General features: G+C 54.0%; 11 protein-coding genes. 8 read left to right on the forward strand and 3 right to left on the reverse strand.

The window, feature by feature from the left end; all coding sequences use genetic code 11:
* Positions 1-201: 201 nt before the first annotated feature.
* The 6 genes from yeaG to AC6I8B_RS11040 all read left to right on the forward strand — a co-directional run bounded on the left by yeaG (position 202) and on the right by AC6I8B_RS11040 (position 8,953).
* Positions 202-2,136, forward strand: coding sequence for a protein kinase YeaG (gene yeaG / locus AC6I8B_RS11015; RefSeq protein WP_033757869.1), 1,935 nt, complete (start codon positions 202-204; stop codon positions 2,134-2,136).
* Positions 2,137-2,225: 89 nt separating this feature from the next.
* Positions 2,226-3,500: a YeaH/YhbH family protein gene (locus tag AC6I8B_RS11020; RefSeq protein ID WP_010260603.1), complete on the forward strand. Its 1,275-nt coding sequence runs from the start codon at positions 2,226-2,228 to the stop codon at positions 3,498-3,500.
* 248 nt (positions 3,501-3,748) lie between these two features.
* Positions 3,749-5,476: a potassium/proton antiporter gene (locus AC6I8B_RS11025; RefSeq protein WP_157352334.1), complete on the forward strand. Its 1,728-nt coding sequence runs from the start codon at positions 3,749-3,751 to the stop codon at positions 5,474-5,476.
* 78 nt (positions 5,477-5,554) lie between these two features.
* Positions 5,555-5,788, forward strand: a complete 234-nt coding sequence (locus tag AC6I8B_RS11030; RefSeq protein WP_010260598.1) for a DUF1480 family protein — start codon at positions 5,555-5,557, stop codon at positions 5,786-5,788.
* A gap of 377 nt (positions 5,789-6,165) precedes the next feature.
* A complete protein-coding gene (gene wbaP, locus AC6I8B_RS11035; RefSeq protein WP_029519111.1) occupies positions 6,166-7,632 on the forward strand; it encodes an undecaprenyl-phosphate galactose phosphotransferase WbaP in 1,467 nt (488 codons plus the stop codon).
* A 127-nt stretch (positions 7,633-7,759) separates the two neighbouring features.
* Positions 7,760-8,953, forward strand: coding sequence for a multidrug effflux MFS transporter (locus AC6I8B_RS11040; protein ID WP_010260592.1), 1,194 nt, complete (start codon positions 7,760-7,762; stop codon positions 8,951-8,953).
* Here AC6I8B_RS11040 and dadX read toward each other — a convergent pair.
* Positions 8,946-10,016, reverse strand: coding sequence for a catabolic alanine racemase DadX (gene dadX / locus AC6I8B_RS11045; protein ID WP_157352338.1), 1,071 nt, complete (start codon positions 10,014-10,016; stop codon positions 8,946-8,948). The genes AC6I8B_RS11040 and dadX overlap by 8 nt on opposite strands.
* A 19-nt stretch (positions 10,017-10,035) precedes the next feature.
* Complete coding sequence (locus tag AC6I8B_RS11050; protein WP_010260588.1) at positions 10,036-11,337, reverse strand: D-amino acid dehydrogenase; 1,302 nt, start codon at positions 11,335-11,337, stop codon at positions 10,036-10,038.
* Positions 11,338-11,841: 504 nt separating this feature from the next.
* Between AC6I8B_RS11050 and AC6I8B_RS11055 the strand changes: the two genes are divergently transcribed.
* Complete coding sequence (locus AC6I8B_RS11055; protein WP_157352343.1) at positions 11,842-13,377, forward strand: SpoVR family protein; 1,536 nt, start codon at positions 11,842-11,844, stop codon at positions 13,375-13,377.
* 41 nt (positions 13,378-13,418) lie between these two features.
* Here the strand turns inward: AC6I8B_RS11055 and fadR are convergent, their stop codons facing one another.
* Positions 13,419-14,138: a fatty acid metabolism transcriptional regulator FadR gene (gene fadR, locus AC6I8B_RS11060; RefSeq protein WP_010670276.1), complete on the reverse strand. Its 720-nt coding sequence runs from the start codon at positions 14,136-14,138 to the stop codon at positions 13,419-13,421.
* 483 nt (positions 14,139-14,621) lie between these two features.
* On the opposite strand from fadR, the gene dsbB reads away from it, so the two are divergent.
* Positions 14,622-15,152 (forward strand): disulfide bond formation protein DsbB, encoded by a 531-nt coding sequence (gene dsbB / locus AC6I8B_RS11065; RefSeq protein WP_010260580.1) that lies wholly within the window; start codon positions 14,622-14,624, stop codon positions 15,150-15,152.
* Positions 15,153-15,176 lie beyond the last annotated feature (24 nt).

Below are 15,176 nucleotides of genomic sequence, written 5' to 3' on the forward strand. Positions count from 1 at the left end.
TTTCCTAGAAGCCATCTACAGTTAGAAGTAACAGCAGACATTTTGTACGAGCAGAGTAACCACAAAAGTTGTGTATCCCGATAAGAAAGATCAGGTTGGCATAAGGGTTGCTGTACTCAACAGAGAATATCTTCCGGGAGCTGCTATAAGCCTCTAATTACGCTCCTTACCTGTGCTAAAAACGAAAGGACGGGCATCGCTATGAATATATTCGATCACTATCGTCAGCGTTATGAAGCTGCCAAGGACGAAGAGTTCACACTGCAGGAATTTCTTGCTATCTGTAAGCAGGATCGCAGTGCATACGCCAACGCTGCAGAGCGACTGTTAATGGCTATCGGAGAGCCGGTAATGGTCGATACTGCTCAGGAGCCACGCCTTTCCAGAATATTCTCCAACCGTGTGATGGGACGCTATCCGGCGTTCGAGGAGTTTTACGGCATGGAGGAAGCGATTGAACAGATCGTCTCCTACCTGAAACATGCCGCTCAGGGACTGGAAGAGAAGAAACAGATCCTCTATTTACTGGGGCCGGTAGGTGGCGGTAAATCCTCACTGGCGGAACGGCTTAAGTCGCTGATGCAGCGGGTACCTATCTATGTACTGAGCGCCGACGGGGAACGCAGCCCGGTTAATGACCACCCTCTCTGCCTGTTTAACCCGCAGGAAGATGCGCATATTCTCGAAAAAGAGTATGGCGTGCCGCGCCGTTATCTCGGCACGATCATGTCGCCGTGGGCCGCTAAGCGACTGCACGACTTTGGCGGCGATATCTCGCGTTTCAAAGTGGTGAAAGTCTGGCCGTCAATCCTGGAACAGCTGGCGATTGCCAAAACTGAACCGGGTGATGAGAACAACCAGGATATCTCCGCGCTGGTCGGTAAAGTGGATATCCGTAAACTGGAAAACCACGCGCAAAACGATCCTGATGCCTACGGTTACTCCGGCGCACTTTGCCGTGCCAACCAGGGGATCATGGAATTCGTTGAGATGTTCAAAGCGCCTATCAAGGTGCTGCACCCCTTACTGACGGCGACGCAGGAAGGGAACTACAACGGCACCGAGGGGATTTCGGCGCTGCCGTTTAACGGCATTATTCTGGCGCACTCCAACGAATCAGAGTGGGTGACGTTCCGTAATAACAAGAATAATGAGGCGTTCCTTGACCGTGTCTATATCGTCAAGGTGCCCTACTGCCTGCGGGTCTCTGAAGAGATCAAAATCTACGACAAGTTACTTGATCACAGTGAGCTGGCGACCTCGCCCTGCGCACCGGGTACGCTGGAAACCCTGGCACGCTTCTCTATCCTGTCACGACTCAAAGATCCGGATAACTCCAGCATCTATTCCAAAATGCGGGTCTACGATGGTGAAAGCCTGAAAGATACCGACCCTAAGGCGAAGTCATGGCAGGAGTATCATGATTACGCCGGTGTGGATGAGGGGATGAACGGCCTTTCAACCCGCTTTGCCTTTAAGATTCTGTCGCGGGTGTTTAACTTTGACCACGCCGAAGTGGCGGCCAACCCGGTGCATCTGTTCTACGTGCTGGAGCAGCAGATTGAGCGCGAACAGTTCCCACAGGATCAGGCCGAGAAATACCTTGAGCACCTCAAAGGCTATCTGATCCCCAAATATGCTGAATTTATCGGCAAAGAGATTCAGACCGCCTATCTGGAATCTTACTCTGAATATGGTCAGAACATCTTTGACCGCTATGTGACCTATGCCGACTTCTGGATTCAGGATCAGGAGTATCGCGATCCGGATACCGGACAGCTGTTTGATCGTGAATCGCTCAACGCGGAACTGGAGAAAATCGAGAAGCCCGCTGGCATCAGTAACCCGAAAGATTTCCGTAACGAGATCGTCAATTTCGTGCTGCGCGCCAGGGCACACAATAACGGTCGCAACCCGAACTGGACCAGTTACGAGAAATTACGCACCGTGATCGAGAAGAAAATGTTCTCGAACACGGAAGAGCTGCTGCCGGTGATTTCGTTTAATACCAAGACCTCCACCGATGAGCAGAAAAAACATGATGACTTTGTCGATCGCATGATGGAAAAAGGCTATACCCGCAAACAGGTTCGCCTGCTGTGTGAATGGTATTTGCGTGTGCGTAAATCGTCCTGATAAGAGTCTGTAAGCTTGCCGGTAAGTGATACCGGTCTGACGAGGTCGGGTTCGCCCGGCCTGCTTACAATGTAGTTTGGGGGAATACCATGGCCTATTTCATCGATCGCCGACTCAACGGCAAAAACAAGAGCGCGGTAAACCGCCAGCGCTTCTTGCGCCGTTATAAGTCGCAAATTAAGCAGTCGATCTCCGAGGCCATCAATAAACGCTCGGTGACCGATGTAAGCAGCGGTGAGTCTGTCTCTATCCCGATTGACGACATCAATGAGCCGATTTTCCATCAGGGACGCGGCGGCAACCGCCATCGGGTCCATCCGGGCAACGACCATTTTGTGCAGAATGACCGGGTCGAGCGACCGCAGGGTGGCGGCGGTGGCGGCAGTGGCCAGGGCAATGCCAGTCAGGATGGTGAAGGTCAGGATGAGTTTGTCTTTCAGATATCGAAAGATGAGTATCTGGACCTGCTGTTTGAAGATCTCGCCCTGCCTAACCTGCGCCGGAACCAGCATCGCCAGTTGAATGAGTATAAGACCCACCGTGCCGGTTTCACCTCTAACGGTGTGCCTGCCAATATCAGCGTCGTACGTTCGCTGCAGAACTCGCTGGCGCGTCGTACGGCGATGACGGCGGGTAAACGCCGGATGCTGCACGAACTGGAAGAAACGCTGCTGGAGATTGAGAACTCTGAACCGGCTCAGCTTCTGGAGGAGGAGCGGCTGCGCAAAGAGATCGCCGAGTTGCGGGCGCGTATCGAACGGGTGCCTTTTATCGACACCTTCGACCTGCGCTACAAAAACTTTGAGAAACGGCCGGAGCCTTCCAGCCAGGCGGTGATGTTCTGTCTGATGGATGTATCCGGATCCATGGATCAGGCCACCAAGGATATGGCGAAACGCTTCTATATCCTGCTCTACCTGTTCCTGAGCCGCACCTACAAGAATGTCGATGTGGTTTATATTCGTCATCACACGCAGGCCAAAGAGGTGGATGAACAGGAGTTCTTCTATTCTCAGGAGACCGGTGGCACCATCGTTTCGAGTGCGCTGAAACTCATGGATGAGGTGGTGAAAGAGCGCTATGACCCGGCGCAGTGGAACATCTATGCTGCACAGGCGTCGGATGGCGATAACTGGGCCGACGATTCACCGCTCTGTCACGAGATTCTGGCGAAGCATATTCTGCCGGTGGTGCGTTATTACAGTTATATCGAGATTACCCGCCGTGCACATCAGACGCTGTGGCGCGAGTATGAGCATCTGCAGTCGACGTTCGATAACTTTGCTATCGAACACATTCGTGAGCCGGAAGATATCTACCCGGTGTTCCGATCGCTGTTCCATAAACAGGCAACGGAAGCCTGATGCACTAAGCCGGCTCATCGCCGGCTTTTTTTATCTTCCGAATAACCTGCTAAAACAGTCTGTTTTCTGCCGCTTGCCTGCCAACCCCCTCATTCTTCACATTAATCTGATTCCATACGCTGTTAAGCAATTCGTATAATGATCATTTTCACAATGACAACTCCTTGATAAAACATTATCTTTCAGAGATAGCATGGATATTTGTCACCAGTCGCTGCACCGCACTGTCATATCTCAGGAGATCGGGTTTGAACCACACTATTGTCTACAGTCTGTTTATCATCGGTTCCGTGCTGGTCGCATCGAGCATTCTGCTCAGCTCTTTCTCATCCAGACTGGGTATCCCCATTCTGGTGATCTTCCTCGCTCTCGGCATGCTGACCGGGGTTGATGGTATCGGCGGCATCGCCTTTGATAACTATCCGGCGGCTTACTTAATCTCGAACCTGGCGCTGGCGATTATCCTGCTGGATGGCGGCATGCGGACCAAAGCCAGTTCATTTAAAGTCGCCCTGGGGCCAGCGCTGTCGCTGGCGACCGTCGGGGTCATGATTACCGCAGGCTTAACCGGTGTGGTCGCCGCCTGGTTGTTTAACCTGGATATGATGCAGGGCTTCCTGATTGGCGCGATCATCGGCTCCACAGATGCCGCCGCCGTCTTCTCCCTGCTGGGTGACAAAGGTCTGAATGAGCGCGTCAGCTCCACGCTGGAGATTGAATCGGGCAGTAACGATCCGATGGCGGTGTTCCTGACCATTACGCTGATTGAGATGATCGAACAGGGCCGCAGCGGCCTTGACTGGATGTTCCTGGTACATCTGGTGCAGCAGTTTGGTCTGGGTATCGTGCTGGGCCTGGGCGGCGGCTGGGCGCTGCAGCAGCTGATTAACCGTATCAGTCTGGCCGGTGGGCTCTATCCGCTGCTGGCGTTGAGTGGCGGCATTCTGGTGTTCGCCCTGACCACGGTATTAGAGGGCAGCGGCATCCTGGCGGTCTATCTGTGCGGCTTTTTACTGGGCAACAGGCCGATTCGGAACCGTCACGGCATTCTGCAGACATTTGACGGCATGGCGTGGCTGAGTCAGATTGGCATGTTCATCGTGCTGGGACTGCTGGTAACCCCGTCTGATTTGTGGCATATCGCGGTTCCGGCGATGATCCTCTCACTGTGGCTGATTCTGGTGGCGCGCCCACTGTCGGTGTTTATTGGTCTGCTGCCGTTTCGCAGTTTTACCACCCGCGAACGCGTCTTTATCAGCTGGGTCGGTTTACGCGGCGCGGTGCCGATTATCCTTGCGGTCTTCCCGATGATGGCCGGATTAGAAAACGCGTCGCTCTATTTTAATATCGCCTTCTTTGTGGTGCTGGTCTCCCTGATGTTGCAGGGCACCTCGCTGGGCTTTGCAGCGAAAAAAGCCAAAGTGGTGGTGCCTCCTACCGCATCGCCTATCAGCCGTATCGGTCTGGATATCCACCCCGAAAATCCGTGGGAGCAGTTTGTCTACCAGCTCAGCGCTGACAAGTGGTGCATCGGTGCCGCACTGCGTGACCTGCAGATGCCGCGTGAGACCCGCATCGCCGCCCTGTTCCGTGACAATGTGCTGATGCATCCAAATGATGGAACGCGGCTCAGGGAGAACGACGTCATCTGCGTGATTGGCCGTGAGCGCGATCTGCCGGCGCTGGGTAAGATGTTCAGCCAGTCGCCGCCGGTTTCCCTCGACCAGCGTTTCTTTGGTGACTTTATTCTGGATGCTGAAGCTCGCCTGCGCGATATTGCGCAGATTTACGGACTGGAACTGGATGAGAACACCAACGATCAGCAGTCGCTGGGACAACTGGTGCTGAGTATGCTGGGCGGCGCGCCGGTGGTTGGCGATCAGGTTGAGTGGAATCAGCTGACGTGGACCGTCGCGGAGAAAGAGGATAACCGTATTGTGAAGATTGGTGTCCGTCCGGCTAAAGAGAAGGAATAATCCTAATCATTCAGCCACGTTATTTTCTGTCGATACGCTAAGCTTAAAAGTCTATGCCAGCAAAAACGGGAGAAATGAATGGGACACGTGGTTAAAATTGGTCGTTATGAGATTGTTGATGCCGATCTTGACAGTGAGAACCTCGACACCGTCAGCATCCCCTGTCACACCAATCCCGGCTTAATTACCCAACTTGATGGCTGGGATCGCGATACCAGCGTTCCGGCATGGATTGACGGAGAACCGGTGGATCTGCAGATTGGTCATTACGATAAACAGCAGGACCGCTGGATTTTAAAAAAACCTGCCTGAGTCCGTTATCACGACCGCCAGTCGTAAGATGTGGCGGTAATTCCTAAAAAGCGTCTTAAACAGTTTGGTTATAACCAACTCCCGCCTTATTTTATCCAGTAAAAACCAAAACTTAGCCATTTAAAACTTTAATCACTTTTGATGTTTTCAGATTTTTTCCGTATTAACTCTGTCAAATAACTCCTGCATACTCATTCTCAATGCTGCAACATTTCGTGAGTACTATCACGCTTTAGCCGTTATCTTTTTTGCAGCTGCACTGGCTTTACTGACTGCAACAGACTGAAAATTATTTTTTAATTTTTCAGAAGCCCACCCCTGAGCGTGTACATGATTCTGGTCAGGCCATCTTTTACTTGAGAAAGAGAGCAGGTTTTATGGCAAGTACATTGATAATGAATAGCCCGAGCCGCTCGTGGAGCGGCACGCGTAAAAATATCATCGTGAAATTCGCCCTGAGCTTTTCCGATCTGATTGCACTTAACCTCGCACTGTTTTTATCTGCCGCGACGATACAGGGTATTTGGGGCGAGCTGGATACCTTTATTCCACCTCATCAAATTGAATATCGTTTTGTGGCACAGTTTATTATGTCAGTCATGTGTACCGGCTGGTTCTGGGTACGCCTGCGTCACTATACCTATCGCAAACCCTTCTGGTTTGAGCTGAAAGAGATCATTAAAACATTATTTGTTTTCTCGCTGCTCGACCTCGCGTTGATTGCCTTCTCTAAATGGGATTTCTCCCGCATGGTGTGGGTCTTCAGCTGGACTTATGCCCTGCTGCTGCTGCCGCTGATGCGTGCTCTGGTTAAACGTGCCATTCACAAGGCGGGTCAGTGGCAGAAAGAGACCATCATTATCGGCTCCGGCAGAAACGCCACCGAAGCTTACGCGGCGCTGCAGAGTGAAGAGATCCTGGGCTACAACGTACAGGCCTTTATCTCGGTCGATGATGTCCCGGCTCAGCAGAGCGTGAATGGCGTGCCGGTGATCACCTGGAAAGATATCAACTGGCAGACTATTGACCGTGACAACGTGCAGTTTATTGTGGCGATGGAGTATGAGCAGCAGCCGATGCGCGATCGCTGGCTGAAATTCCTGTCGAAGATGAACTGCCGTTCAGTTTCAGTGATCCCAACGCTGCGCGGCGTGCCGCTTTACGGCACCGACATGTCCTTTATCTTCAGCCATGAAGTGATGATTCTGCGTGTCAGCAACAACCTGGCGAAACACTCCTCCCGCTTCATGAAGCGCGCCTTTGATATCGTGGTGGCGTCGATGCTGCTGCTATTCCTCGGCCCAATCTTCGCCCTGCTCTGCTATATGGTGAAACGTGATGGCGGTAATGCCATTTATGGTCACGAGCGTGTGGGCCAGAATGGCAAAAAATTCAAATGTCTGAAATTCCGTTCCATGGTGACCAATTCCAAAGAGGTGCTGGAGAAATTACTGGCGACCAGCGAAGAGGCGCGGATTGAGTGGGACAAAGATTTCAAACTGAAGAATGACCCGCGCGTGACCCGGATTGGTAGTTTCCTGCGTAAAACCAGCCTGGACGAGTTGCCGCAGCTGTGGAACGTGATTCGTGGCGAGATGAGCCTGGTTGGCCCGCGTCCGGTGATTGAAGCTGAGCTGGAGCGTTATGCCGGTGATGTCGACTACTACCTGATGGCCAAGCCGGGTATGACCGGTCTGTGGCAGGTCAGCGGACGTAACGATATCGACTATGATACCCGCGTCTATTTTGACTCCTGGTATGTCAAAAACTGGGCGCTCTGGACCGATATTGCGATCCTGTTCAAAACCGCAGGCGTGGTGTTACGCCGCGACGGCGCTTACTAATCAGACCTCTGCGATGCCTGTTTACAGCAGGCATCGCACTTTCCGCACGACTTCCTCTATCTTTTTTGCCGCTGAATCATTACCCTCTGCGATCGTTTTTAAACAGAACGCTTACCCTCTGGTTGTTATGCAAAAATTTACTCTGCTGTTATTAAGCCTGGTGCTGCTGGCACCCTTAGGCATCGATCTCTATTTGCCCACGCTGCCACAAATCGCAGAAGGGCTGGATACGCCGGTTAATCTGGTGCAGACCACCATTCCCCTGTTTCTGCTGGTCATGGGGCTGGGACAACTGGTGACCGGCCCGCTGGTGGACAACTATGGCCGTAAGCCGATTGCCCTGCTGGGCCTGGCGCTTTACATCACGGGGAGTGCCATCGCCGCCACCGCCACCTCATTCCCGCTGTTCGTCCTTGCCCGCCTCGTGCAGGGCTGTGGCGTCTGCTGCAGCGCGGTCGTGGCCTTTAGCGGCGTGCGTGACCGCCTGAGCGGTGATGATGCCGCCCGTGCATATGGCTTTCTGAATGGCGCATTAAACATCGTCCCGGCCCTGGCTCCGCTGCTGGGCGGTTTACTGGCCAGCGCCTTTGACTGGCGCGCACCCTTCTGGTTTCTCTGCGCCTACGGCGTGCTGATTACGCTGCTGGTGATTATCTGGCTGCCAGAGACGCGCCCGGCGGATACCCTGCGGGTGAAAGGATTACCGATTAAACAGTATGCCGCGATCCTGCGTCAGCCGCGCTTTCTGGCGTTCGCGTTCGCCAATGCCGGTGCGCTGGGCATGGTGCTGACCTACGTGTCGCTGGCACCGCAGGTATTAATGACCGAAGGCGGGCTGACGCCAATCCAGTTCTCTTTTGCTTTTGGCGCCAACGGTTTCTGGATCATGTTTGTCAGCATGTTCGTCAATAAAGCGATTCGCAAAGCAGGTCGCCCTTTCTGCCTGGCGATGGGGTTTTTCACTATGCTGCTGGGCGCGGTGCTGCTGGTAGCGGGGATGCAGATCTTCCCGGCGGAGATGCAGACGCACTGGGCGCTTTACATGTTCCCGGTGGCCGTTTCAGTTGCCGGGCTGGCCTTTACGGTGGGACCGGCCACCAGCTATGCGCTGGAGCCCTATCAGCAACAGGCGGGCGTGGCGTCCGCCTTGCAGGGATTCATTCAGATGGCCGGTGGCGCGTCAGGCAGCCTGGTCATTGTGGCGCTGCCGGTGGCGGAGAAGCTGTCGTTGAGTCTGATGATGCTGCTGGGTGCAGCGCTGGCCTTTATCGCCTGGCGCTGCAGCAGAAAGATGCGCGGCAGCCTGACCGCGCTTAAATAACCGTGACCGGAACGCGGGGTGCCAGCGCACACATCAGCTCGTACCCTACCGTTCCGGCCGCTTTTGCCACCTGATCGATTTTCACCTGCTCACCCCACAGCTCCACGGCTGAGCCAATACCGGCCTGGGGACAGGGGGTCAAGTCGACGGTGATCATATCCATCGAAACCGCACCAACCACCTGAGTCATCACACCATCGACACAGACGGGCGTACCCGTCGGGGCATGCCGTGGATAGCCATCCGCGTAGCCACAGGCCACCACACCAATTCGCTGCGCTGCACTGGCGTGATAGCGGTAGCCGTAACCCACGCCATCGCCCGCCTGTAGCTGCTGGACCGCAATAATCTCACTGCTTAAGGTCATCACTGGCTTCAGGCCACTGCCTGCAATGTCCTGCCAGTCACCGCTGGGCGACGCACCATACAGAATGATGCCGGGACGGACCCAGTCAAAGTGCGCTTCAGGATGCCACAGGGTGCAGGCGGAGTTGGAGAGCGATCGCGGGCAGTTCAGCCCCTCAGCCGCCTGCTCTACGCGCTGCAGTGGCGCAATCAGACCCTGCGGATTTTCCGCATCGGCAAAATGGGCCATCAGCGTCATCTCACCTACCGTGCTTAGCGCCCGCAGCTTTTGCCATGCACCGTTGACCTGTTCCGGGCGAAAACCCAGCCGGTTCATCCCGCTGTTCATTTTGAGATAGATATCAACCGGTGCTGCAAGTCTGGCACTGGCCAGCGCGTTGATTTGCCAGTTACTGTGTACGCTGGTGGTGAGACGATAACGGTCAATCAGCTGCAGATCCTCTGGCTGGAAGAAACCTTCCAGCAGCAGAATCGGCTTTTTCCAGCCCTGTTCGCGCAGCTGGATCGCCTCTTCCATATTAAGAAGCGCGAAGCCGTCAGTGGCAGATAACGCCTCGCGCACGCGATCAATGCTATGGCCATAAGCATTAGCTTTCACCACTGACCAGACGCGGGAGGCGGGTGCCGCCTGGCGAACAACAGTCAGGTTATGACGTAACGCCTGCTGGTTGATGGTAGCGACAATCGGACGTGACATCCTCTCTCTCCCTGAATACTTAACGAGTTGCGTTGGCGTTACGCAGCGGCGATGAGGTCGCCGCGAAACCGGGTAAGTAGCGGAACACCGCTAAGTCATCCGCCGCAATGGCCGGCTTTTTACCGGAGATGAGATCGGCCAGCAACTGACCAGAACCACACGCCATCGTCCAGCCCAGCGTACCGTGACCGGTATTGAGCCAGAGATTAGAGATCGGTGTGGCGCCCACAATCGGCGTACCGTCTGGCGTCATCGGACGCAGACCGGTCCAGAAACTCGCCTGCGCGAGATGACCGCCTTCAGGATAGAGATCACTGACCACCATCTCCAGCGTTTCCCGCCGCGCTTCGGTGAGTTTGGTGTTAAAACCAACAATTTCCGCCATGCCGCCGACACGAATACGATCGTCAAACCGCGTCACCGCCACTTTGTAGGTCTCATCCAGGATAGTTGAAACCGGTGCGGCATCAGGATTTTTAATCGGAATAGTGAGTGAATAGCCTTTCAGCGGATAGACCGGAATATCGATGACATTTTTTAACAGCGCGGTCGAGTAGGAACCAAACGCCACCACATAGCTGTCCGCCTTGATGATCTCATCACCGCACTTCACGCCATAGATGCGATTGCCATCGCGCAGCAGGTGGTCGACCGGAGTATTAAAGCGGAAGACCACGCCCGCCTCTTCGGCCATTTTTGCCAGCCGCTGAGTAAAGAGCTGACAGTCGCCGGTTTCATCATTGGGCAGGCGTAATCCGCCGGTGAGTTTATGCTGGGTTGCCGCCAGTGCCGGTTCAACGCGAGACAGTTCATGCGCCTGCAGCAGCTCATAGGGCACGCCCGCGTCGCGCAGCACCGCAATATCTTTGCTGGCGCTGTCGAACTGCTGCTGGGTACGGAACAGTTGCAGCGTCCCGCCCTGACGGCCCTCATAGGCGATGCCGGTTTCACTGCGCAGCGCTTTCAGACAGTCACGGCTATATTCGGCAATCCGCACCATGCGGCTTTTGTTCTGCTGATAGTGATTGATGTCGCAGTTGCGCAGCATGTGCCACATCCACTCCAGCTGAAAACTACTGCCATCCAGGCGGATAGCCAGCGGCGCGTGACGCTGAAACATCCACTTCACCGCTTTCAATGGCACGCCGGGCGCTGCCCAGGGTGCGGCATAACCCGGTGAAATCTGACCGGCATTCCCCGCACTGGTCTCCATCGCTGCGGCGGGCTGACGATCAATGACCGTCACCTGATGTCCGGCACGCGCCAGATACCAGGCACTTGCCACCCCGACCACACCACTTCCAAGAATTACAACGTGCATAGCTCCCCCACCCGACCTGTAAAAGCATAATTCACTGTTCAACTGATGATAGTCAGCGGATTTACACAGCAGACACCACCACAGAATTTCACCATCCATTTCACATCTTTTTTACTTTTCAGGTAACTAAAATCTTGTCGCACGGCCAATTTCAGCGCTTTATGCGTCTTAATCCTTAAACACAGAAATAAATGACAACGAAGGCAGTTAAATCTGCCTGTTGCAGGAGATTCATTCAACCCCATACATTCCGCTTATAAACAGGATTAGATTCCGCAATTTATAATAAGACCAGTATTAAAGGCTGTTAAATTCTCTGCCGCACCACTCTTAATGATTTTGTGCCAAAGAATTCGTTTGAGTTCGCATTTCGGATAAGCGACAGTGGGCTATCATTGTTGTGTTCGCTCAGTTTTTTTCGGGTTCCCTTTTTCAGGATGAAGCCTTAAATAACCAGAACGGGTTGTCTTTCGGGTCAGCCGGTTTGCAAAAAAGAGGTGCGCTATGACGACAATCTTTGACGAAGCCATCAGAGACAGCAAACGACTCAATGACGGACCAGACTGGACATTCGAACTGCTTGATGTCTACTTAGCCGAGATCGACCGGGTGGCTAAACTCTACCGGCTTGATACCTACCCGCACCAAATCGAAGTGATTACCTCTGAACAGATGATGGATGCCTACTCCAGCGTCGGCATGCCAATCAACTATTCACACTGGTCATTCGGCAAAAAGTTTATCGAGACCGAGCAGCGCTATAAGCATGGTCAGCAGGGTCTGGCCTATGAGATTGTCATCAACTCTAATCCCTGCATCGCCTACCTGATGGAAGAGAACACCATGACCATGCAGGCGCTGGTGATGGCGCATGCCTGCTATGGCCACAACTCTTTCTTTAAAAATAACTATCTGTTCCGCAGCTGGACGGATGCTGGATCGATTGTCGATTACCTGTTGTTCGCCAAAAACTATATCAGTGACTGCGAAGAGCGCTATGGCGTCGAAGAGGTAGAGCGGCTGCTAGACTCCTGCCATGCCTTAATGAATTATGGCGTCGACCGCTATAAACGCCCGCAGAAGATCTCTCTGCAGGAGGAGAAAGCGCGGCAGAAAAGCCGTGAAGAGTATCTGCAAAGTCAGGTGAACACGCTTTGGCGAACGCTGCCACGGCGTGAGAAAGAGGCCGTGACCTTTGAAGCCGCGCGCTACCCCTCTGAGCCGCAGGAAAACCTGCTCTATTTTATGGAGAAAAACGCCCCGCTGCTGGAGTCATGGCAGCGTGAGATCCTGCGCATTGTGCGCAAGGTGAGCCAGTATTTCTATCCGCAGAAACAGACCCAGGTAATGAATGAAGGCTGGGCAACATTCTGGCACTACACCATCCTCAATCACCTCTATGATGAAGGCAAAGTGTCGGAACGCTTTATGATGGAGTTCCTGCACAGCCACACCAACGTCGTGTTTCAGCCGCCCTATAACAGTCAGTGGTATAACGGCATCAACCCCTATGCTTTAGGGTTCGCGATGATGCAGGATATCAAGCGTATCTGTCAGTTGCCGACCGAGGAGGATCGCTACTGGTTCCCGGATATCGCCGGTTCCGACTGGCTGGAAACGCTGCATTTTGCGATGCGCGAGTTCAAGGATGAGAGTTTTATCAGCCAGTTCCTGTCGCCGAAAGTCATGCGTGATTTCCGTCTGTTTACCGTACTGGATGATGACCGCAACAATTATCTCGAAATCGCCGCGATCCACGATGAGGCGGGCTACCGGGCAATTCGCCAGCAGCTCTCTGCGCAGTACAACCTGAGTAATCTCGAACCGAATATTCAGGTCTATAACGTCGATCTGCGCGGTGACCGTTCGCTGACCCTGCGTTATGTGCCGCAGAGCCGCACGCCACTGGATAAGAGCCGTCGCGAGGTGCTGAAGCATGTGCATCGTCTGTGGGGATTTGATGTGATTCTGGAACAGCAGAACGAGGATGGCAGCGTAGAGCTGCTGGATCGTAATCCACCACGCGGTTCATCACTCTGATGGAATAAAAACAAAAAACCGGACGCGATGTCCGGTTTTTTTTAACGCTTACTGCCGAGATCGTCGGGCAGATTCTTCTGCATACTGTGCCAGATTTCACCGCTGCGGCGGCCGTAGTTGCGCACCACGTCCACAATCTCATCCTGTCCGGGCTCTTTGTCGCACAGTTCCAGCAGTTTAAGATAGAAATCGCGCGCGACCTGACGGGCTTCCGGATTAGAGAAGTAGTGGCGGCCAACGCGGGTATAGAGCCCTTTCAGGCCATTCAGGATCAGACCGTAAATCGGGTTACCTGACGCAAACGCCAGACCGCGGAACACCCGGTAGTCGAGCTCGGTATAGGCATCAGCCTGATCGGCAGCCGCGCTGACCGTTTCCAGCACTTCGCGTGCTTTGTCCGGATGATGGCGCAGCGCCCGGCTGATAAAGATCGATGAAATGTTGCTGCGTACCGACAGCAGGTTGTCGATCAGCACCGGAACGCTGTCGTGATCGAGACGGGCCAGCGTTTCCAGAATATTCAGGCCGGACGTCTCCCAGAAATCGTTCACCCGCGTTGGTTTACCGTGCTGAATAGTCAGCCAGCCATCGCGCGCCAGGCGCTGCAGCACTTCACGCAAGGTGGTGCGCGTCACCCCAATCAATTCAGAAAGCTCACGCTCAGCAGGAAGAATCGACCCTGGCGGAAAGCGACTGTTCCAGATGCTTTCAATAATATACTCTTCAGCAAATCCCGCTGGACTCTGAGCCTTTATAACCATAGCAATGTGTTCTCGTTGCTTTTCTAATCATGATGGGCACTCATCATACCAGACGCCCTATAGCGGATATAGCCTGCGTAACCATTAAAACCGGGCGCAGGCGCATATTTCAGCATGGCTGACCGCAGTATCAGCGGCTTCGGGATCACGGGTGGGCTGAACGATTTTCTGCGCTGAAATGGCGCGTGCCACAGCATCGCTGAGTGTCAGCGTTCAGCCGCCCTGAAAGCGCAGGACGTTGGCAGCATATAACCCGCGCCTGCCGTTTCGCCTCCTGCCGCATGCGATCGCCTCTGTCGCCGCTGCGGATCTCCCCGCTCTTCACTGACGTTCGTTCTGCAGATAAGGTCCGGCTTATCCTCATTTAACCTGCTCTGGATCAGAATCAGGTCATGTTTGCACACGATTTTTCCCTGCCCCTGGCTGGTTTGCAAACGCTTTTGGTTTACACTGCGTGGCATTAACGTTTACAGGGAATGCAATATGTTGCGATATCTGAATCAATGCTCACGTGGTCGCGGAGCCTGGTTACTACTGGCACTGACTGCACTTGCACTGGAATTAACAGCACTCTTTTTTCAGCACGTAATGGGCCTGAAGCCCTGCGTGATGTGTATTTATGAGCGCAATGCGCTGTTTGGTGTGCTGGGCGCGGGTCTGGTCGGTGCGATTGCGCCGAAATCGCCGTTGCGTCTGGCGGCGCTGGCGTTGTGGATCTACAGTGCCTGGGAAGGTCTGCGTCTCTCTTATGAACATACCATGATTCAGCTGCACCCTAACCCCTTCACCACCTGTGATTTTGCTGCCCGCTTCCCCAGCGGCTTACCGCTGGATAAGTGGCTGCCGTCGGTGTTTCTTGCCAGCGGTGACTGTGCAGAACGCAGCTGGACTTTCCTGACGCTCAGCATGCCGCAGTGGATGATTGTGGTGTTCGCCGGTTATCTGCTGGTCGCGGCGCTGGTGCTGATAGCCCAGCCGCTGAAACCTAAACGCCGCGATCTCTTTGGTCGCTGAGATCAAAAAAGGCTGCCACTGGCA

This window comes from Pantoea sp. X-Soil-ISGK-285 (genome assembly GCF_059730815.1).

Bases quoted from the DNA above. Each gene is read 5' to 3' on its own strand.
- AC6I8B_RS11055 (WP_157352343.1), top strand. From the start codon at position 11,842: ATGACGACAATCTTTGACGAAGCCATCAGAGACAGCAAACGACTCAAT.
- dsbB (WP_010260580.1), top strand. From the start codon at position 14,622: ATGTTGCGATATCTGAATCAATGCTCACGTGGTCGCGGAGCCTGGTTA.
- fadR (WP_010670276.1), bottom strand. From the start codon at position 14,138: ATGGTTATAAAGGCTCAGAGTCCAGCGGGATTTGCTGAAGAGTATATT.
- AC6I8B_RS11050 (WP_010260588.1), bottom strand. From the start codon at position 11,337: ATGCACGTTGTAATTCTTGGAAGTGGTGTGGTCGGGGTGGCAAGTGCC.
- wbaP (WP_029519111.1), top strand. From the start codon at position 6,166: ATGGCAAGTACATTGATAATGAATAGCCCGAGCCGCTCGTGGAGCGGC.
- AC6I8B_RS11030 (WP_010260598.1), top strand. From the start codon at position 5,555: ATGGGACACGTGGTTAAAATTGGTCGTTATGAGATTGTTGATGCCGAT.
- AC6I8B_RS11040 (WP_010260592.1), top strand. From the start codon at position 7,760: ATGCAAAAATTTACTCTGCTGTTATTAAGCCTGGTGCTGCTGGCACCC.
- dadX (WP_157352338.1), bottom strand. From the start codon at position 10,016: ATGTCACGTCCGATTGTCGCTACCATCAACCAGCAGGCGTTACGTCAT.
- yeaG (WP_033757869.1), top strand. From the start codon at position 202: ATGAATATATTCGATCACTATCGTCAGCGTTATGAAGCTGCCAAGGAC.
- AC6I8B_RS11020 (WP_010260603.1), top strand. From the start codon at position 2,226: ATGGCCTATTTCATCGATCGCCGACTCAACGGCAAAAACAAGAGCGCG.